This window comes from Arthrobacter sp. FW306-04-A, assembly GCF_044358315.1.
In the GTDB taxonomy this organism is placed as follows: domain Bacteria; phylum Actinomycetota; class Actinomycetes; order Actinomycetales; family Micrococcaceae; genus Arthrobacter.
This window is the reverse complement of sequence record NZ_CP084559.1, coordinates 122,917-141,432: the sequence shown is the minus strand read 5'-3', so window position 1 is coordinate 141,432 and position 18,516 is coordinate 122,917. Positions and strand designations below refer to the sequence as shown.

Here is an 18,516-nt window from a genome sequence, read left to right as displayed (position 1 = left end):
TGAACGGCTGTGAACTATTGGCTTACATGTGCAGCGTTGCCCTTGCGCTCGGGACGATAAGAGGGATTAAGTGACACCCCTCACTTTTCCACGAGCTCGGCCTGCGGCGTCCCGATGCCGTCGCCTGAATAGACTTGAGACATGGCCGCCCCCCAAGGACTTTCAGCAAGCAAGAAATTCCTGCGGGCACGCCTCCGCACTGGCTTTGTCCGCAGCCGGAACTCGCTGGTTCCAGCCATCCAGATGACCGTGTGTGCCGTGGGCGCTTACGCGTTCGCTGAATACATCCTGGGGCACAAGGGACCGCTTTTCGCCGCGACCTCGTCCCTGATCGCCCTCGGCTTCTCGCGGGATCCACGGCTTCGCCGGGTCATGGAAGTCGGGCTTGGCTGCACGCTCGGGATAGTCATCGGCGATCTGCTGCTGCACTGGCTGGGCCCCGGGATCCCGCAGGCCGCCGTCGTACTTCTTTTCTCCATCCTCCTGGCCCGTTTCCTGGACAGCGGCACCATCTTCACTACGCAGTTGGGCCTGCAGTCACTTCTGGTGGTCCTGCTGCCAGCGCCGGAAGGCGGGCCGTTCACTCGCAGCATCGACGCCGTGGTGGGCGGGGTCTTCGCACTCCTGGTCACCATGCTGGTCCCGAAGGACCCGCGCCGGGAGCCCCGCCAGGACGTCCGCAAGCTCCTTCACGAACTCTCCGAAGTTCTCCGCGAGTGTGCCGACGCATTGATCAACAGCGACTCGACCCAGGCGTGGCACGCACTTATCCGTGGCAGGAATTGCCAGCCCCTCGTGGACCGGATGCGCCAATCCCTCAAGGCGTCCGGTGAGGTGGCGACCCTTGCTCCTGCATACCGGAGGCACCGCGACGAGCTGACCATGCTGGAGGAGTCGTTGGATTCCATCGATCTGGCCCTCCGCAACAGCCGGGTTTTCGCCCGGCGGCTGACCAGCGCCATCAACCATGCGGCTCTGACCGACGAGGCAACGGACAGTATCTCCGAAGTTCTGCAGGAGACTTCTGCCGCCGTCGAGGAACTATCGCTCGGTCTCGCGGAAGTCCACGACGGCGCCCGCCGCGCCCACATGCGCGGTGCCCGCCAGGACCTGGCCGACATTGCTACCCGCCTCCATCCGAAAATGCTCCACGTCCAGAAACTCGAGGGCGAAACGGTGGTGATGCTCTTCCGCCCGCTCATGGTTGACCTGCTCGAAGCCGCAGGCATGGACCCCCTCGAGGCAAGGGACGTGCTGCCTCCCCTGCAGTGAGGGGACTTGACTGTCCTACCCCTCCATTAGCCTTGTACGCATGGCTTCCAAGACCTCACGCACTTCCAAGACACCCGCGTACAAATGTGCCGAATGTGGGTGGACAACGGTCAAGTGGGTGGGCCGCTGCGGTGAGTGCCAGGCGTGGGGAACCGTGGAGGAAACCGGCGCCACTGTTGCGCGTACGACGCCGGCAACAACAGTTTTGGAGCCCGCGCGCCGCATTGCCGAGGTAGACGGCACCACGGCCGCCTTCTTGCCCACCGGCGTCGACGAACTGGACCGCGTCCTGGGCGGAGGCTTGGTCCCCGGGGCGGTGATCCTGCTTGCCGGCGAACCCGGCGTCGGGAAATCCACCCTCCTCCTGGACGTGGCGGCGAGGTTCGCCCGCACGGGCCAGGACGTCCTGTATGTCACGGGCGAGGAATCGGCGGCGCAGGTCAAACTCCGCGCGGAGCGGATCGACGCCGTCGCGCACAGCCTCTACCTCTCTGCGGAAACGGACCTGGGCCAGGCACTCGGTCAAGTGGAGAAGCTCGAGCCGAAGCTGTTGATTGTGGACTCGGTGCAGACGCTGAGCAGCGCCGATGTCGAAGGCAGCGCGGGCGGCGTTTCACAGGTTCGCGAAGTGGCCGCGTCCATCATCGCCGCTGCCAAGCGCCGCAGCATGACCACCCTCCTGGTGGGCCATGTGACGAAGGACGGCTCCATTGCGGGACCGCGCCTTTTGGAGCACTTGGTGGACGTTGTGTGCCAGTTCGAAGGCGAGCGCCATTCCCGGCTCCGCTTGTTGCGCGCGGTCAAGAACCGCTATGGGGCCACGGACGACGTCGGCTGCTTCGACCTGAACGAAGCCGGCATCGAGGGCCTCGCGGATCCCAGTGGCCTCTTCGTCTCCCGGACACGCGAGCCTGTCTCCGGCACCTGCATCACCGTAACCATGGAAGGGCGCCGGCCACTGCTGGCCGAGGTGCAATCCCTCCTGGCCGAAAGTGCCAGCTCACAGCCTCGCCGGGCCACCAGCGGCCTGGATAGCTCGCGCGTCTCCATGCTTCTGGCCGTGCTTCAACAGCGGGCGGGCTGCATCCTGCACAAGGACGACTCCTACGTAGCCACCGTTGGAGGGGTGAAATTGAGCGAACCGGCCACCGACCTCGCAGTGGCGCTTGCTGTGGCTTCGGCGAAGGCCCGCAAGCCGCTGCCGCAGCGGCTGATTGCCTTCGGCGAGGTTGGCCTGGCCGGCGAGGTCCGTCCTGTTCCCGGGATCAACCAACGCATCCACGAGGCTCAGCGGCTTGGTTTCACGCACGCCGTGGTGCCCGCAAGCCCCAATGGACCGGGGCCGGTTCCGGAGGGGTTCTCGGTCCGCGAGGTGGGGCATCTGGCGGAAGCCCTGGAGCTGCTGATTACGTAACGGCAGGGTCAGCCTCGGAGTGTCGGGCGCGTCGGGTCGCTACGACCACCGGAAGATTGTCCCTATGACCAAAAGAAATGTGCTCATTGGGGGACGCCTCTTCTTTGCTCTCCTGACCCTGGTAGCCGTGGGAACGCAACTCACGGTCCACATCGGCTTGGGCTTCGACGCGTGGAACTTCTTCAGCTACTTCACCAATCTGTCCAACATCTTCGCTTCGGCGGTGCTCTTGGTCAGCGGCTACCGCGTGCTTGTTGGCAAGCGTCCCAGCGAGCTCGACGACGCCACGAGAGGCACCGCCACGATCGCCATATGATGAGGCTGGGAAACAAGCTCGAGCGCCAGGTGAACTACTAAGGCCACTCGCTACTAAGCCCGTTCCAAAGCCCGCCCGCTACCGACCCCGCATCCACCGGACATGCCCCCTGCATGAACCAGGCATTGGACATAATGCCACTATGTCCAGTCCTCGGCTGGAACGGGGGGCATGTCCAGAGGATTACTTCGTTTCCGGAGGACTATTTCGCCGGATTGTGCGTGCCGATCGGCACCAATGTGAGGTTCGGGTGGTTCTTCTCGATCCGGCGCAGCGCCCAGACGTCGTTGAACAAGGCCAGGTATTCGCCGTCGGACCGCAACAGCACCTCGGCGCCGGGGACGTTCGCGAGCGCCGGCATGGCGTCCGCCGTCGAGATCCTCGCCATCGAGTACGGGAGGCGCTCTAAACGCATCGGAGCGTTGAAGTCGTGGGCCATGCGGTCTTCCACCACTTCGAACTGCATAGGGCCGACGGCGGCGAGGACAGGTGCCTGATCGCCGCGGACGTCCGAGCGGAGCACCTGGATGACGCCTTCGTGCTCAAGCTGCTCAATGCCCCGTCGGAACTGCTTGAAGCGGCTGGGATCCTGCGACCTGGCCACCTGGAAATGCTCGGGCGCAAAGAGCGGGATGGCGGGGAATTCCACCGGCTGGTCCAAGAACAGGCTGTCACCCACGCGCAGTGAGGATGCGTTGACCAAGCCAACGACGTCGCCGGGATAGGCCTCGTCGATGACTTCGCGTTCACGCCCGAACACCTGCTGGGCGTACTTGGTGGCGAAGGACTTCCCTGTGCGGGTCTGCGTGACCACCATCCCGCGCTCAAACACGCCGGAGCAGACGCGGATGAAGGCGACGTGGTCGCGGTGGGCTTTGTTCATGCCGGCCTGAACTTTGAAAACAAACCCAGCAAAGGGCGCGTCAACGGAACGGGGCTCGCCGTCGACGTCCGGGCGCGGCGCGGCCGGGGGCGCGAAGTCCACCAGGGCGTCGAGGATTTCCTTGACGCCGAAGTTCAAAGCAGCCGAACTGAAGAGAATGGGCGTTGCCGTTCCGGCGTGGAAGCTCTCCACATCGAACTCAAGGTTGGATTCGATCACGAGTCCGGCTTCGTCGACGGCGTCGCTCCAGTTGTTGCCCTGGGTTTCCGCCGCTTCTTCCGGGGTGAAGTACTCGGTGATGGCGATGTTGGCACCGGCGTTATTGCGCGCGAACCGGGCGAAGCGGTCGTTGCGCAAGTCCCAGACTCCGCGGAAGTCGCCGGAAATGCCCACCGCCCAGGTCAAAGGCATCGGCTGAAGCCCGGTACGCTCCGTGATCTCGTCCATCAATGCGAGGGCGTCCAGGCCCGGGCGGTCCCATTTGTTGATGACGGTGATGATGGGCAGGTTCCGCTGCTTGCAGACTTCAAAGAGCTTCATTGTCTGCGTTTCCAGCCCCTTGGCGGCATCCACCAGCATCACTGCGCAGTCGACGGCGGCCAAGACGCGGTAGGTGTCCTCGGAGAAGTCGGCGTGGCCCGGGGTGTCCAGCAGGTTGATCACGGTATCCCGGTAGGAGAACTGCAAGGCTGCGGAACTGATGGAAATTCCGCGGTCCTTCTCCATCTGCATCCAGTCGGAAATAGTTTCCTTGCGGTTGGCCTTGCCGCTCGACGCACCCGCGGTACCGATGACTTTGGCGTGCAGGGCGAGGGCTTCCGTGAGAGTGGACTTACCCGCGTCAGGGTGTGAAATGACCGCAAAAGTCCGACGCCGGGAGGCCTCATGGTGAATTGCCTGGACTCGGGCGGGGCTCAGGACTTCTTGGGACACGGTGCTACTTTCGCTGCGATCTGGGCGTTGCCCGCGCTGAGGAATGACGGGCCAAACGTGGAATGGAGGCTGGATACGGGCCCTGCGCCGGCCGGGGGCCAACTCAGGGAGCGGCACGATGATGCGCCAGCCAAGATACCAAGTTTATCCCAGCCCGCGGATCTAGCCGAAGGCGGCTCTGGAAGGCGGCGTTTAACAGGATCGAAACGAGGTGCACAAACCCCCGAAATCCCCAGCCGATAACTTGAAATGACGGCGGTCCGGCTCATCAGGACTGCGAAGAAGTACCCGCCAAAAAACACTCGATCAGCCGGCGATGGCACGAAAGGACGAGGCTTCAATGACACCAGGGAATGACTTGTTCTACGATCCCCTCGGACCCTCCTCCGGTCCGAGCTCAGCCGCGAGCACCACTATGAGCACCGCTCCGGCCAGGAGCCGGCAGGGACACGGCCCGGACAATCCCCCGAGCGGAACCCAGGTTCCTGCTAGGCAGGTACGCCCGGATGCGGGAAGGGGTCCGGCGCGGGAGGCGGCGCTACTGAGTGTACGACGGGACCTTGAGCGACTCGCGCGGCTCCGGACGGCTCCCTGAGGTCCCGGGAACCGAGCACAAAGTGGCGGTCTGGCGGCCGCCGTCGGACGCGTTTCGAAGCGCCCGCCACGTGACCTTCTTTGGGGCACTTTAAGGCTTGCCTGTGCGGTTCTTGCCGGTCTATACCTCTATCATTGAGCTTGCGGGAAACCTTGTACTTTGATCCTGCCGGCTCACTGCTGAAAACCGGCATAATCGCGGGCGCGTCTGCTTGCACCTTTGAAGGGAACACCTATGGCTCGGAGCCCCGAAGAATCGCTGAAGGCGACTCTGGGCAGGGTGGCCCCCGGAACGCCGCTTCGCGACGGCCTGGAACGCATCCTCCGTGGGCGCACTGGTGCCCTGATTGTGCTGGGTACTGACCGGACCATCGAGTCCATCTGCTCCGGCGGCTTTGAAATCGGCATCGACTTCTCCCCGACGCGACTCCGTGAGCTCGCGAAGATGGACGGTGCCATCATTTGCGACAAGGACGCCGGGAACATCCTTCGCGCGGCAGTCCAGCTCGTGCCGGACTCCAGCATCGAGACGCAGGAATCAGGAACGCGTCACAGGACAGCCGAGCGCGTGGCCATCCAGACCGGGGTGCCGGTGATTTCGGTCAGCCAGTCCATGCAGATCATCGCCCTCTATGTCAACGGTCTCCGGCATGTGCTGGAGGGCTCCGAGAAGGTCCTCGCCCGCGCCAACCAGGCCCTGGCAACGCTCGAACGTTACAGTGCCCGATTGGACCAGGTCACCAGCGCCCTCTCGGCTCTCGAGATCGAGGCCATGGTCACCGTCCGGGATGTGGCAGTCACCCTGCAGCGCCAGGAAATGGTCCGGCGCATCGCCGAGGAAATCGCACAGTATGTCCTGGAACTGGGCGAGGACGGCAGGCTGCTCTCGCTGCAGTTGGAGGAGCTCACCATGGGCCGCGGCCCGGGCAGCGACGTCATCATCCGCGACTACGCCGGTGCCGATGCCTCACCGGAGGAGATCGATGCCGCCGTGCAGGCCCTCCTTGACCTTGGCCCCACTGAGCTGATTGACCTGGCCAAGATCGCGGGCATCATCGGTTTCGCCGGGGGAATGGATGTGCTCGACGCCGGTGTGCAGCCCCGCGGGTACCGCCTCCTGTCCGGGCTGAAGTCGGTTCCGAAGGCCGTAGCCGACCGTCTGGTGGAACACTTCGGGGGTCTCCAGAACCTCATGGCGGCCACTATCGACGACCTCATGACCGTGGACGGCATCGGTGACCAACGCGCCAGGACCGTCCGCGAGGGGCTCAGCCGCATGGCCGAGGCCAGCCTGCTGGACCGGTTCCTCTAGCCTCTGCATCCATTGCTGGGTGGGTGGGACTAGCCGAGCTGGAAGATGGCCTTGGTGCTCGCTTTGTTTCCCAGGACGGCCTTGAACGTGTAATAAGCGCCGCCACCACCAGGCTTAGCCGAGACCGCCCCGCAGCCTTCCGACGTCCTGTTACGTTGCCAGGGGAAGTTGGCCGTCTCGCTCTTGCCCGGATCAATCTGCTTCACGAGGTCTTCGCTCTTCGCTTGGCAGTCCTTCGAAGAGAAAATCCGGTCTTCGCCGCTCATCACTAGGAACTCCATCTGGGACGTCCCAACATTGACCTGGCACGGAGCGGCTCCGCCGTTGGTGATCTTCATGCTCAGCACCGGGTTCTGCCCTGCCGCATAGGCGGGTTGGTCCGTGGACGCGGTGACCGTCACGAGGTTGAGGTCGCAGATGGGGGTCGGAGAGGGGGTCGTCGTGGCCGCAATGGGATCCGCCGAAGGAATCTGGACCACGGGAGCCGCGCCGCTCGGGTCGTTCTTGGACGCGGCGGAATCAGCCTTGCTTGCAAGCGAGGAACTCATGGCTACAGCCCCGGCCACAAGCATCGCCAAGACCACCAGCAGGGCACCAAAAACTACGAGCCGCCGACGGCGGTAAACCGCGGGACTCGGCCGGCGCCTTTGGGGCCGCCCTGCACTCTTTGAACGGTTTGCGCCTGCGGTCCGGGCAGTGCCTGCGGTCCGGGCAGCGCCTGCGGTCCGGGCAGTGCCTTTCGCCGACGGCGACGTGCGCGCCCTTGGCGGTTGCTTGCCCCTGTTGACCATTCTTCTAGGCTAGGCAACACCGGGCCGGGATGGCGTCGCACCACGCCGCCGAGGCCCGATCGGAGCCAGTATGACGTCGGTCATCCTTGGCTGGCTCCACTACAGTGGATGGCAGGAATCGGCCGCCATCAGGGCCTGCCACGAACGCCGACGAGGATCCATATGCTATTGCCAGGCGCCGCTGAACTTGCCGGCACCCACCACCTCTCGGACTTACACCTGTCCATGGATCGTTGGTTCTCCGAGATGGCCCGGGCGTTGCCGTGGCGGTCACCGGACTGCAGCCCGTGGGGAATCCTGGTCAGCGAGGTGATGCTGCAGCAGACTCCGGTAGTTCGGGTCCTGCCAGTGTGGGAAGACTGGATGGAACGCTGGCCTGAACCTGCGGATCTCGCGAGCGAGCCCTCGGGCGAGGCCGTGCGACATTGGGGAAGGCTCGGCTATCCCCGCCGCGCACTCAGGCTCCACGCGGCCGCCGTCGCAATTGTGGAGCAGCACGGCGGCAAGGTCCCGGACACGCATGGTGCGCTGCTAAGCCTTCCCGGCGTCGGCGACTACACAGCCGCGGCTGTGGCCGCCTTTGCGTTCGGGCGCCGCGAAACCGTGGTGGACACGAATATCCGGCGCGTGCATGCCCGGCTCATTTCGGGATTGGCGCTGCCAGCGCCGGCGCTCACGGCGTCCGAGATGCGGCTCGCCCAATCCCTCATGCCCGACGACGCCCGGCTCTCCGTCCAGTGGAACGCCTCCGTCATGGAACTCGGAGCGCTGGTATGCACGGCCCGCTCCCCCAAGTGCTCCGACTGCCCGGTCCGCGAGTCCTGCGCGTGGCTTGCCGCGGGCGAGCCTGGGCCGACGTACACACCCAAAGGCCAGGCCTGGCACGGCACAGATCGGCAGCTCCGGGGTGCTGTCGTGGCCGTCTTGCGTGTGGCTGCTTCGCCGGTGGCGCGGGAACTGTTCGAGCGCCCCGCAGCCGACCTTGGCTTCGCCGCAGACGGCATAGGGGTGCCCCTGGCTGCCCTGCACCGCTTGAATTCGGCCCCGGAGCAGCTGGAACGGGCGCTTGAGGGACTCCTGCGCGACGGTCTGGCCGAAATGCACGACGGCGGACTGCGACTCCCGGCCTAAGCTTCCGTTGGGCGCTGCTTCCTTTACCCTGCCTCCTTCACGCGCGCTGGCTCGCGGGCCGGCTTGCGGGCTAGAAGATAGGCCTGCGGGTTTTTTCATGCTTGCCGTCTGGTTCGCGAAGCAGCTGCGCTTCCACAACAAGGCCGGCCTGACGCAGGAGGTCCGTGATGCGGCCCGGCGGCAAGCGGTAGGCATCGAGGTCGATCTCGTGGCCGTAGGCGAAATCCAGGTGCCGGAGTTCGTCTCCCGCCTGAAACGCAAGCAGGAGCAGGCCGCCGTCCCGGAGGGCCCGATGGAATTGGGCGAACACCCCGGGCAGCCGTGCCGGCGGAGTGTGGATAATCGAATACCACGCGAGAATGCCACCCAACGCGCCGTCCGCCAGGTCCAGGGCCTCCATGGACCCTTCATCAAACTGCAGGCCGGGGTGATCCCGGCGGGCTACCGCCACCATCTCCGGGGACAGGTCGATGCCGAAAGCCGTGAGGCCAAGCGAGTCCAAGTGCGCCGTAATCCGCCCGGGACCGCAACCAAGGTCCGCAACTGCCCCTCCTCCAGCCGCCTCTACGAGTTCGGCAAAGGTGCCGAGCATGGCCCGGTCAAACGGCTTCGAGGCTAGTTCGTGGCGCAGGAGTTCGGCGTAGTCGGCAGCTACCGTGTTGTACGCGGCACGGGTGGCGTGCGCGTCCGCGGGTTCAGCCATACCCAGTTCAGTCATGCCCAGAACCCTACTGCTTTTCGGCCGGCCAGAAGTCTCGCAGCGGGCTTGCGCCGTGGGGTCTCTGCCGCCGAACGCCGTTAGGTCGCAGAGCTGCAACGGTCCATGGATATCTGTAACGATGTTCCTGCCAGTTGCCCGAACGGCGGTCCGGGCAGCCGCCGCAGGAATACCCTCAAACTATGCGAAGGTTATGGGCCGCTATCGCATTGATCACGACGGCGCTCGGTTCGGGATGCCAGCCTCAAGTGACCGTGTGCCCGGCAATTGCCATGGCCCCGGTGGTGTCCCTGACCATTGCGGCAGAGTACGCGCCGACCGTCAAAACCGTGCACTTGAAGGCCTGCCAGGACGGGAAATGCCGTGAGACCGATTTGGAACTGCTCGAGGGCAGTGTGTCCGTTCCTCAATCCTGTGGTCCCGAGCCCGAGGGGGCGTGCTCGGCCGTTTCGTCGCCGGATGGCACACGCTACGGTTTCCTGAACATGGGGACACTGACGGCGTCGCTCATCAATGCCGAGGTAACGGGTTCCAACGCCAACGGCAGGCCCATGCCGCTCAGGACACTGGACTTCACGCCCAAGAGCGCCAAACCCTGGGGCGAACAGTGTCCCACCGTCATCACGGCAAGCCTCTTGCTGGACGCCAACGGTCTACGCCAGGCGTGAGCTCCAGGATCCTCAAAACCGACAGGAACCACCTCTGCGCTCCTTTCCCGGAGCCCCCTCAGATCTCCCCGAAGCCTTGTTCCACGAGTCGCCGGACATAATTCACGGCTTTCGACGCATCTTTGCCCCAGGCCTCGACCCTGAGCTTGCCGCCCTGGCCCACGGCAAGGCTCATAAGTTCCATGATTGATGTGCCATCGACACCGTTCACCGTTGCCTCGACGTCCAGGCCGGCCAGTCCACCCGCAATTTTCGCCGCAGGCCTGGCGTGCATTCCCATGGGGTTGATGAGTTCGAATTCGTCGCTTTCCGCGGGCTCACCCCTGCCCTGGGATTGAGCCGACCCCGCGGCGTCAAAAGTGGGCTCCGGACCGAATCGAAGCGATTCTGCGGCGGCCTTTACGCTGGCGGCCACTGCCCCACCTTGGGTGGCCACGGCAGCGGCAACGAGGCCTTCCACCAACGGAGCGTCGGCAAGGAGAACCCTATCCGGCTCACTGCAGAACTCCACCGCTGACTCCGCCGTCATGACTGCGGAGCCAAGGTCAGTCAGAACCACCACCCCGTCCCCGGAAGCATCCGCAAGTCCGGCCTCTAATGCGGCGATTGTTCTCTCTAGGTCCGTGCCAATCCGGCCATCATCCGTTCCACCCACCGCGTAGAACCTCACATCGGGGGCCATCTGTGCGGCCAATTCCACCGCGCCTTCCGCGATCTTCCGGCTGTGCGAGACCACTACCAAGGCCACCGTCATTCAGCGGCCCCCTCGGGGAACCCCGCGGCGGTGGCGGCTGCCCGCAGCAACAGCGCCGACGACGCGGCCCCGGGATCACGGTGGCCTGCGCTGCGTTCACCGAGGTAGCTTGCCCTGCCCTTTCGCGCCACCAGGGGATCAGTTGTCACGGCGCCCACCTCGGCAGCCTCGGCTGCAGCCGCCAGCACGGCCACGGCATCTCCGCCGGCCACCAGGACCTCATCCGCTGCTTCGACGGCCGGGGACCACGCATCCACCATGGTTTTATCGCCCAGTTCCGCCTTGCCACGGGCGACAATTCCGTCACGTGCCGCGGTCAATGCTCCGGCGAGCGCCGCAGCATCAATCTCTGCGCTTTCTCCCAGGGCGGACGCGGCCCGAAGATATGCGGTTCCGTACAACGGACCGGCCGCCCCACCGACCTTTGACATCAGGGCCATCGCGGCCAGCTTCAGTGCCGCCCCAGGTGTTTCCGGCGGGGTTTGGGCAAGCTTCTCCATGACGGCCCGGAATCCGCGGTCCATGTTTTCGCCATGGTCCGAGTCGCCAATCGCGCGGTCCAACGCAATCAGCTCCTCACGATGCTCGGACATGAGACGCGCGGAAAGCGTTAGCCATTGAACCGCCCAGTCGACCCCGAGACGCACAGTCACATCCCCCAACGCAGGGCCGGAGTGTGGACGGGCGCATCCCACAGGGCAGTCAGTTCGTCATCGAGCCGCAGCACCGATATGGAGCAGCCCTGCATCTCAAGCGACGTGACGTAGTTGCCCACCAGCGAGCGCTCCACTTTGGCTCCTCTTTCGGCGAGGATCTGGGCCGCCCGCCGGTAAACAATGTACAACTCGCTGAGGGGCGTACCACCCATGCCGTTGACGAAGAGCAGCACTTCTTCACCGGCTCTGATCGCCAGGTCGTCCAGGACAGGATCCAACAAGCGGGCAGTGATGGCGTCGGCGCTCTCCATGGCGATCCGGTGTCTGCCAGGCTCACCGTGAATCCCTATTCCGATTTCAATCTCGTCGTCAGCAAGCTCAAAGCTGGGCACCCCGGCATGAGGCACGGTGCAGCCGGACAAGGCCACACCCATAGTGCGCACGTTGCGGACAACCCCTTCTGCCACTCCCGCGACCGCGTCCAGCGAATCCCCCCGCTCGGCGGCCGCTCCAGCAATCTTTTCCACCAGCACGGTGCCCCCCACTCCGCGCCTGCCTGCGGTGTACAGCGAGTCCTCCACCGCGACGTCGTCGTTGACGAGAACCGTGCGGACGCTGATTCCTTCGGCCTGGGCCATCTCCGCCGCTGTCTCGAAATTCAGGACGTCACCGGTGTAGTTCTTCACAATGTGCAAGACGCCGGCCCCCGAATCGACTGCCGCAGTGGCCGGAATGATCTGGTCAGGCGTGGGCGAGGTGAAGACGGCACCCGGCACGGCGGCGTCGAGCATTCCATGCCCAACAAAACCGGCATGAAGCGGTTCATGGCCGCTCCCCCCTCCCGACACAAGCGCCACTTTGCCGGCCACGGGTGCCCCTTTTCGAACGACGAAGATGGGATCAGTATGGACGTCCACGAGCTCGGCATGGGCCATGCCAAATCCCTCGACGGACTCGTCCACCACGGAACGGGGATCGTTGATGAGCTTTTTCATGACGTGCTCCTGGGACGTGGCTGGTAGGTGATTTGACCCTACTACCAGTGCCCCGGGCACGGTAGGGGAATGGTTCCCTAGGCGGGAGCTGCGAACCCAGAAACGCAGAAGGGACAGCCCCCAATGGCTGTCCCTTCTGAAACTTTCCGGTTTGCATCTTGTTGGTGCGGCAGCGTTAGTGCGGCGGCCCGCCGACCTTTAATCGGCCGGTGCTGGGGTCCTGAGCTGTCACGCCCTTGGCCAGCGAGTCCGGCCAGAGATCCGTGCACGCTTCCCGCATGCAACCCCCGGTCCCCCGCTTGCGCGACTCCGGTGTGGAGCCAGGGCGCGGCATGTCTATCTGGAAACCTGAAAAGTCTGGAAACATAACGTGGTACTTCATTTCTCGCCTCCACAGTATGGCTGGCTCGCCGCAACCGAGCCTTCCCTAGTTTATCCATCAAGTTGATATACGTAAAGACTTGATGCCTAGGACATTACGGAACCCGCGAGAAATACCGGGGGCTAGAGGAACTTGATCATGCGGGTGTTGCCCAGGGTGTTCGGTTTCACGCGCGCCAGATCGAGGAACTCGGCCACGCCTTCGTCATGGGAGCGGAGCAATTCCGAGTAGACCTGGGGGTCAACTGCCGTTTGGTCCGCCATGACTTCGAATCCGTGGCGCTTGAAGAAGTCCACTTCGAAGGTCAGGCAGAAAACCCGAGCAACCCCCAAGGCGCGCGCGTCCTCCAGCAGCTGCTGGACAAGGACGTGGCCCACGCCCTTGCCGCGCCAATTGTCGTCCGCCGCCAAGGTGCGCACCTCCGCCAGGTCCTCCCACATCACGTGCAAAGCCCCGCAACCGATCACCTCGCCGTCGGACGATTCGGCAATCCGGAACTCCTGAAGGCTTTCGTAGTAGGCCACGGTCTCCTTGGCCATCAGGATTCGTTGCTCTGCCAGCGGCGCCACAAGCCTCTTGATCGCGGCAACATCGCCGGTGCGGGCAGGGCGGATACTGAACGTCGAAGTCACAGCCCAATCTTACGAGGCGAGGGAGGCCGGGACGGTTACCCCCGCGCTCGGGGCGACTTTCAGCACCAGCCTCCGAACCGGCGGCGCCTATAGTCCCAGGTCCTCAGGAACGGGGATGTCTTGCCCAAGTACCTGCTTAGCCAGGAAGTGCTCCACCACGCCGTACCAGACCTTGGCGTGCTGCGGCTGCAGGATCCAATGGTTCTCGTCCGGGAAATACAAGAAACGGTGTTGGGTCTCGCCGTTCTCGTCGGCGGGCAGTGCGGAACTGGAGAGCAGTTCGTACCAAAGCCTCAGGCCTTCACCGATAGGCACCCGGTAGTCCTTGTCACCGTGGATCACCAGCATGGGCGTATTGATCTTTCCAACATGGAGATGCGGCGAATTCTCCATGGCGATCTCGGCGGTCATTTCCTTGAGCCAATACTGCGAAGCGTCCGTGGTGGGGCCGAACTGGTCCAGAGCCCACAAACTGGCGTGGGTCACGATCGCTTTGAAACGGTCCGTCTGTCCGGCCACCCAGTTGGCCATGTATCCGCCGAATGACCCACCCATCGCGGCAGTCCGCGTCTGGTCAATGTCGGGCCGCTGGATCACCGCGTCGGTGATAGCCATGAGGTCCGTAAACGGAGCCTTGCCCCACTCCCCCCAGCCGCGCTGGATGAATTGTTGCCCATACCCGGTGGACAATGCGGGGTCGGGCAGCAGCACGGCGTACCCCTTCGACACGAGCAGCCAAGGGTTCCATCGCCAGGTCCAGGCATTCCATGAGCCCAGAGGCCCCCCATGGATCCACAGCAGCAGCGGCGCCGGATTAGCCTCCGATGCCCCTTCGGGGAGCGCTAGGTAGGCCGGAACCCGCGAGCCGTCGGCCGGGGTGGCCTCCACCCGCTCCAACGAGCCCTTGATCTCGGGGCGCTGGGCCGGCGCCGGGAGCCGCGCGACGTCCCCCGTCGCGAGGTCGATCCGCACGGCTTCCGCCGGGAATTCGTAAGAGCTGCGCAGCGCGAAGGCGCTCAGCCCATCCGGGGAAACCACGACGTCGGTGTACGCCGCCGCGTCATGCGTCACCCTGGTGACGGTACCGTCAGCGACGCCGACCCGGAAGACAGGCGTGGCGCCGTCGTCGTCGGCTGTGACGAGGATCGAGTGCGCATCCGGAAGCCATGCAGCGGGACTGCCCCAGCGGTCCCAACCGGGTGCGAGCGGCTCAAGGTCAAGGGTTTCTCCGGCCGCGACGTTCAAAACGTGGAGCTTGACCTGGAGGGCCTCCCCTGGAGTGCTGTCACTCTCGCTGACGACCGCAATCCTGTTGCTGTCAGGGCTGACCGGGCCGGGGAAATAGCTCATTCCCTCATGGTCCAAAAGCACCTTGACGGACCCGGAAGCGACATCGACGGCGGCGAGCACAAAGCGCATATCGGCCTTCGCGAGCGGCTTGGCCAGACTCGTGTAGATCGTGTTGCCGTCAGGGCTGACTACCGCGTGGGTGTTGCGGAGGTTGCCGCCGACGTCGGGAGTCAGATTGCGCAGCTTCAGGGGCACCGTAGCATCCACTGTCGCGGGCTTTCCGGACTCAGCCACGTCCCCGTTTTCCACCGCAAACAGCCTGGGCTGCGCCGGGCCCAGATCGGCGTCCCAGTAGCGAACCGGGTAGCCCGTGTGAAGAATGGCCGCTACCTTGTTGTCCTTGCGGCGCTTGCGCCGTTCCTCGTCATTTTCCTCATCGGTGGAACCGGCAAGGACCGAGGCTGTCACGAAAGTGGCATCAGCGGCTGACGCGGCCATGACGCCCCCGACCCCGCCCGCGCGGGAGTGCACCACGCGGGCCTCCCCGCCGTCTGCCGGGAGGAGCCACAAAGCGCTCACAGGATCGGCCTCAGGGCTGTCTGGGTCGGGGCGGGCCGAAGTGAAGTAGAGGTCACCGTTGGCGGCAAACACCGCGCCGGTCTCGCCTTTGGCGCTGCGCGTGATGCGGCGCGCGTGCTTCTTCCCCGCCGGATCAAGCTCCCAAAGAGCCGTCACGTATTCCGTTCCCTTGGCGTTGAGGGTGGAAACCGTGGTGACCAGGCGGCTTCCGTCCGGACTAAGAGCCAGGCCGCCAACCCGGGGGATGGCCAGGTAATGGTCGAGATCGTGGAAAGGAGTTTCGGGTTGTGTGCTCGGGGTCTCTGAGGCATTGGAATCCATGCTCCGATTCAACACGCAATGTGTGCCAGATCACAAAAGGTTCACTGAGAGTGAAACGGTGCTTTCAGATATTCCGGGGGTTTACCCGGAGCCGGTTCGAACCTCGGAGTTCGGGAACGCAAAAGCCCCGCCCGCTCCTTTCGGAACGGACGGGGCTCTTGAACCGGAGCCTACGCGGTCGGAGCGATTTCCGGGATGCGCGGCTTGGCATTGCCGGCGAAGGTGAACTTGGCGTCGTCGCCTTCGCCGTCCACGTCAACCACCACAATGTCACCCGGGTGCAGCTCGCCGAAGAGGATCTTCTCGGAGAGCTGGTCCTCAATCTCGCGCTGAATGGTGCGGCGCAGCGGCCGGGCACCCATGGCGGGATCGTAGCCCCGGGTCGCCAGGAGGACCTTGGCGGCCGTGGTGAGTTCGATGCCCATGTCCTTGTCCTTGAGGCGGCCCTCAAGGCGCGTGACGAACAGGTCAACGATCTCGATGATCTCGTCCTGCGTGAGCTGCGGGAACACCACGACGTCGTCAACGCGGTTGAGGAACTCGGGGCGGAAGTGCTGCTTGAGCTCTTCCGTGACCCGTGCCCGCATCCGGTTGTAGCCGGTGGTGGTGTCCGTGCCGGACTGGAAGCCGGTCGCCACGCTCTTGGAGATATCGCGGGTTCCGAGGTTCGTGGTCATGATGATCACGGTGTTCTTGAAGTCCACCACACGGCCCTGGGAGTCGGTCAGGCGGCCATCTTCCAGGATCTGCAGCAACGAGTTGAAGAGATCGGCGTGGGCCTTTTCCACTTCGTCGAACAGCACCACGGAGAACGGACGACGGCGGACCTTCTCGGTCAGCTGCCCGCCCTCTTCGTAGCCGACATAGCCCGGAGGGGCACCGAAGAGACGCGAAACCGTGTGCTTTTCGGAGTATTCGGACATGTCCAGCGTGATGAGGGCATCTTCTTCACCAAACAGGAATTCGGCGAGGGCCTTGGCGAGTTCGGTCTTGCCGACGCCGGTGGGGCCGGCGAAGATGAACGAACCGCCCGGACGCTTGGGGTCCTTGAGGCCTGCACGGGTGCGGCGGATGGCCTGGGAGAGGGCACGGATGGCCTCGTCCTGGCCAACGACGCGCTTGTGCAGCTCGTCTTCCATCTTGAGCAGGCGGCTGGATTCTTCCTCGGTCAGTTTGAAGACCGGGATGCCGGTGGAATTCGCGAGAACTTCGGCGATCAGGTCTTCGTCTACCTCGGAGATATCGTCCATGCCGCCGGACTTCCAGTTGCGTTCCTTCTCGGCACGCTCGGCAATGAGCTTCTGCTCCTTGTCGCGCAACGAGGCGGCGCCTTCGAAGTCCTGAGCGTCGATGGCGGATTCCTTCTCCATCTTGACCTCGGCGATGCGCTCATCCATGGCCTTGAGCTCCGGCGGAGCCGTCATGCGGCGAATACGGAGGCGCGCACCGGCTTCGTCGATCAGATCGATCGCCTTGTCCGGCAGGAAGCGGTCCGAAATGTAGCGCTCGGCCAGCGTTGCCGCTGAAGCAAGGGCGCCGTCGGTGATGGTCACGCGGTGGTGCGCCTCGTAGCGGTCACGCAGGCCCTTGAGGATTTCGATCGCATGCGCGACGGAAGGCTCCTTGACCTGGATCGGCTGGAAGCGGCGCTCCAGGGCGGCATCCTTCTCGATGTGCTTGCGGTACTCATCCAGCGTGGTGGCACCGATTGTCTGGAGTTCACCGCGGGCAAGCATCGGCTTAAGGATCGACGCAGCATCAATGGCACCCTCGGCCGCACCGGCGCCGACGAGGGTGTGGATCTCGTCGATGAAGAGGATGATGTCGCCGCGGGTGCGGATTTCCTTGAGGACCTTCTTCAGCCGCTCTTCGAAGTCACCGCGGTAGCGGGAACCCGCCACCAGGGAACCGAGGTCGAGCGTGTAAAGCTGCTTGTCCTTGATGGTCTCCGGGACGTCCCCGCGGACGATCGCCTGGGCGAGACCTTCGACGACGGCGGTCTTGCCGACGCCGGGCTCGCCGATCAGGACGGGGTTGTTCTTCGTGCGGCGGGAGAGGACCTGCATGACGCGTTCCATCTCCAGCTCGCGGCCGATCACCGGATCGAGCTTGTTTTCACGCGCGGCCTGGGTGAGGTTGCGGCCGAACTGGTCCAGCACCACCGAACCAGCCGGAGTGCCTTCCTGCTGGCCAGGTCCTGAGCCGGGGCCTGCGGCTTCCTTACCCTGGTAGCCGGAGAGCAGCTGGATGACCTGCTGACGGACCCGGTTGAGGTCCGCGCCAAGCTTGACAAGCACCTGCGCGGCAACCCCTTCGCCCTCACGGATGAGGCCCAGCAGGATGTGCTCGGTACCGATGTAGTTGTGGCCGAGCTGCAGGGCTTCGCGGAGCGAAAGCTCAAGTACCTTCTTGGCGCGCGGGGTGAAGGGGATATGACCGGATGGGGCTTGCTGGCCCTGGCCGATGATCTCCTGTACCTGCTCGCGGACGCCATCGAGCGAAATGCTCAGGGACTCAAGCGCCTTGGCGGCAACGCCTTCACCCTCGTGGATCAGACCCAAGAGGATGTGCTCGGTACCGATGTAGTTGTGGTTGAGCATGCGTGCCTCTTCTTGGGCAAGCACAACAACGCGACGGGCACGGTCCGTAAATCTCTCAAACATTTCGCCACACTCCTAGCTACGACGTACTTTGATGCTACGTGGCAACGCAGGAATTTTGGGGCGTGTTCGCCACAGGGGAAACATGGGCGCACCGGGAATAAGTTCACTCGCGCCATGAAGGGTCCTTGGCGCGGCTTTGGTGGACTTAACACCAGATGTTCCACAGCCGAGCGGGGCTTCTCCCCATCGTCGTCGCGGGCCGGCTACCCGCT

General features: G+C 64.3%; 15 protein-coding genes. 6 read left to right on the top strand and 9 right to left on the bottom strand.

Going from position 1 to position 18,516, the window contains the following annotated elements:
- The first annotated feature begins 141 nt into the window (after window positions 1-141).
- From LFT43_RS00670 to LFT43_RS00660, 3 genes are all read left to right on the top strand, one after another.
- Window positions 142-1,272, top strand: a complete 1,131-nt coding sequence (locus tag LFT43_RS00670; protein WP_265980656.1) for an aromatic acid exporter family protein — start codon at window positions 142-144, stop codon at window positions 1,270-1,272.
- 40 nt (window positions 1,273-1,312) lie between these two features.
- Window positions 1,313-2,686, top strand: coding sequence for a DNA repair protein RadA (radA, locus tag LFT43_RS00665; protein ID WP_395800291.1), 1,374 nt, complete (start codon window positions 1,313-1,315; stop codon window positions 2,684-2,686).
- Window positions 2,687-2,750: 64 nt separating this feature from the next.
- Window positions 2,751-3,002, top strand: coding sequence for a hypothetical protein (locus LFT43_RS00660; RefSeq protein ID WP_395800289.1), 252 nt, complete (start codon window positions 2,751-2,753; stop codon window positions 3,000-3,002).
- 202 nt (window positions 3,003-3,204) lie between these two features.
- On the opposite strand, the gene LFT43_RS00655 is transcribed toward LFT43_RS00660, so the two are convergent.
- A complete protein-coding gene (locus LFT43_RS00655; protein WP_395800287.1) occupies window positions 3,205-4,818 on the bottom strand; it encodes a peptide chain release factor 3 in 1,614 nt (537 codons plus the stop codon).
- A gap of 829 nt (window positions 4,819-5,647) precedes the next feature.
- On the opposite strand from LFT43_RS00655, the gene disA reads away from it, so the two are divergent.
- Window positions 5,648-6,724 (top strand): DNA integrity scanning diadenylate cyclase DisA, encoded by a 1,077-nt coding sequence (gene disA, locus LFT43_RS00650; RefSeq protein WP_395800285.1) that lies wholly within the window; start codon window positions 5,648-5,650, stop codon window positions 6,722-6,724.
- Window positions 6,725-6,753: 29 nt separating this feature from the next.
- On the opposite strand, the gene LFT43_RS00645 is transcribed toward disA, so the two are convergent.
- Window positions 6,754-7,515 carry a hypothetical protein gene (locus LFT43_RS00645; RefSeq protein ID WP_395800283.1) on the bottom strand — a complete coding sequence of 254 codons (762 nt, stop codon included), beginning with the start codon at window positions 7,513-7,515 and terminating at the stop codon, window positions 6,754-6,756.
- A gap of 162 nt (window positions 7,516-7,677) precedes the next feature.
- Between LFT43_RS00645 and LFT43_RS00640 the strand changes: the two genes are divergently transcribed.
- Window positions 7,678-8,646: an A/G-specific adenine glycosylase gene (locus LFT43_RS00640; RefSeq protein ID WP_395800281.1), complete on the top strand. Its 969-nt coding sequence runs from the start codon at window positions 7,678-7,680 to the stop codon at window positions 8,644-8,646.
- Between the two features lie 70 nt (window positions 8,647-8,716).
- On the opposite strand, the gene LFT43_RS00635 is transcribed toward LFT43_RS00640, so the two are convergent.
- Complete coding sequence (locus LFT43_RS00635) at window positions 8,717-9,364, bottom strand: class I SAM-dependent DNA methyltransferase (protein ID WP_395800279.1); 648 nt, start codon at window positions 9,362-9,364, stop codon at window positions 8,717-8,719.
- A gap of 182 nt (window positions 9,365-9,546) precedes the next feature.
- Between LFT43_RS00635 and LFT43_RS00630 the strand changes: the two genes are divergently transcribed.
- On the top strand, window positions 9,547-10,032 hold the full coding sequence (locus LFT43_RS00630; protein ID WP_395800277.1) for a hypothetical protein: 486 nt from the start codon (window positions 9,547-9,549) through the stop codon (window positions 10,030-10,032).
- 58 nt (window positions 10,033-10,090) lie between these two features.
- Here the strand turns inward: LFT43_RS00630 and dhaM are convergent, their stop codons facing one another.
- The 6 genes from dhaM to LFT43_RS00600 all read right to left on the bottom strand — a co-directional run bounded on the left by dhaM (window position 10,091) and on the right by LFT43_RS00600 (window position 18,304).
- Window positions 10,091-10,786 carry a dihydroxyacetone kinase phosphoryl donor subunit DhaM gene (gene dhaM, locus LFT43_RS00625; protein ID WP_395800275.1) on the bottom strand — a complete coding sequence of 232 codons (696 nt, stop codon included), beginning with the start codon at window positions 10,784-10,786 and terminating at the stop codon, window positions 10,091-10,093.
- Entirely contained in the window at window positions 10,783-11,433 is a 651-nt protein-coding gene (gene dhaL, locus LFT43_RS00620) for a dihydroxyacetone kinase subunit DhaL (RefSeq protein WP_395800273.1), read from the bottom strand. Before dhaL ends, dhaM begins: the two co-directional genes overlap by 4 nt.
- A 2-nt stretch (window positions 11,434-11,435) precedes the next feature.
- On the bottom strand, window positions 11,436-12,437 hold the full coding sequence (dhaK, locus tag LFT43_RS00615) for a dihydroxyacetone kinase subunit DhaK (RefSeq protein WP_395800271.1): 1,002 nt from the start codon (window positions 12,435-12,437) through the stop codon (window positions 11,436-11,438).
- 504 nt (window positions 12,438-12,941) lie between these two features.
- Entirely contained in the window at window positions 12,942-13,451 is a 510-nt protein-coding gene (locus tag LFT43_RS00610) for an amino-acid N-acetyltransferase (protein WP_265980666.1), read from the bottom strand.
- An 87-nt stretch (window positions 13,452-13,538) separates the two neighbouring features.
- A complete protein-coding gene (locus LFT43_RS00605; RefSeq protein ID WP_395800269.1) occupies window positions 13,539-15,641 on the bottom strand; it encodes an alpha/beta fold hydrolase in 2,103 nt (700 codons plus the stop codon).
- Window positions 15,642-15,811: 170 nt separating this feature from the next.
- The gene (locus LFT43_RS00600; protein ID WP_395800267.1) at window positions 15,812-18,304 is read right to left on the bottom strand and encodes an ATP-dependent Clp protease ATP-binding subunit; all 2,493 of its coding nucleotides are present in this window, start codon (window positions 18,302-18,304) and stop codon (window positions 15,812-15,814) included.
- Window positions 18,305-18,516 lie beyond the last annotated feature (212 nt).

Coding starts and splice junctions, on each gene's coding strand:
- LFT43_RS00670 (WP_265980656.1), top strand. CDS start 142: ATGGCCGCCCCCCAAGGACTTTCAGCAAGCAAGAAATTCCTGCGGGCA.
- radA (WP_395800291.1), top strand. CDS start 1,313: ATGGCTTCCAAGACCTCACGCACTTCCAAGACACCCGCGTACAAATGT.
- LFT43_RS00660 (WP_395800289.1), top strand. CDS start 2,751: ATGACCAAAAGAAATGTGCTCATTGGGGGACGCCTCTTCTTTGCTCTC.
- disA (WP_395800285.1), top strand. CDS start 5,648: ATGGCTCGGAGCCCCGAAGAATCGCTGAAGGCGACTCTGGGCAGGGTG.
- LFT43_RS00645 (WP_395800283.1), bottom strand. CDS start 7,515: ATGGTCAACAGGGGCAAGCAACCGCCAAGGGCGCGCACGTCGCCGTCG.
- LFT43_RS00640 (WP_395800281.1), top strand. CDS start 7,678: ATGCTATTGCCAGGCGCCGCTGAACTTGCCGGCACCCACCACCTCTCG.
- LFT43_RS00635 (WP_395800279.1), bottom strand. CDS start 9,364: ATGACTGAACTGGGTATGGCTGAACCCGCGGACGCGCACGCCACCCGT.
- LFT43_RS00630 (WP_395800277.1), top strand. CDS start 9,547: ATGCGAAGGTTATGGGCCGCTATCGCATTGATCACGACGGCGCTCGGT.
- dhaM (WP_395800275.1), bottom strand. CDS start 10,786: ATGACGGTGGCCTTGGTAGTGGTCTCGCACAGCCGGAAGATCGCGGAA.
- dhaK (WP_395800271.1), bottom strand. CDS start 12,437: ATGAAAAAGCTCATCAACGATCCCCGTTCCGTGGTGGACGAGTCCGTC.
- LFT43_RS00605 (WP_395800269.1), bottom strand. CDS start 15,641: ATGGATTCCAATGCCTCAGAGACCCCGAGCACACAACCCGAAACTCCT.
- LFT43_RS00600 (WP_395800267.1), bottom strand. CDS start 18,304: ATGTTTGAGAGATTTACGGACCGTGCCCGTCGCGTTGTTGTGCTTGCC.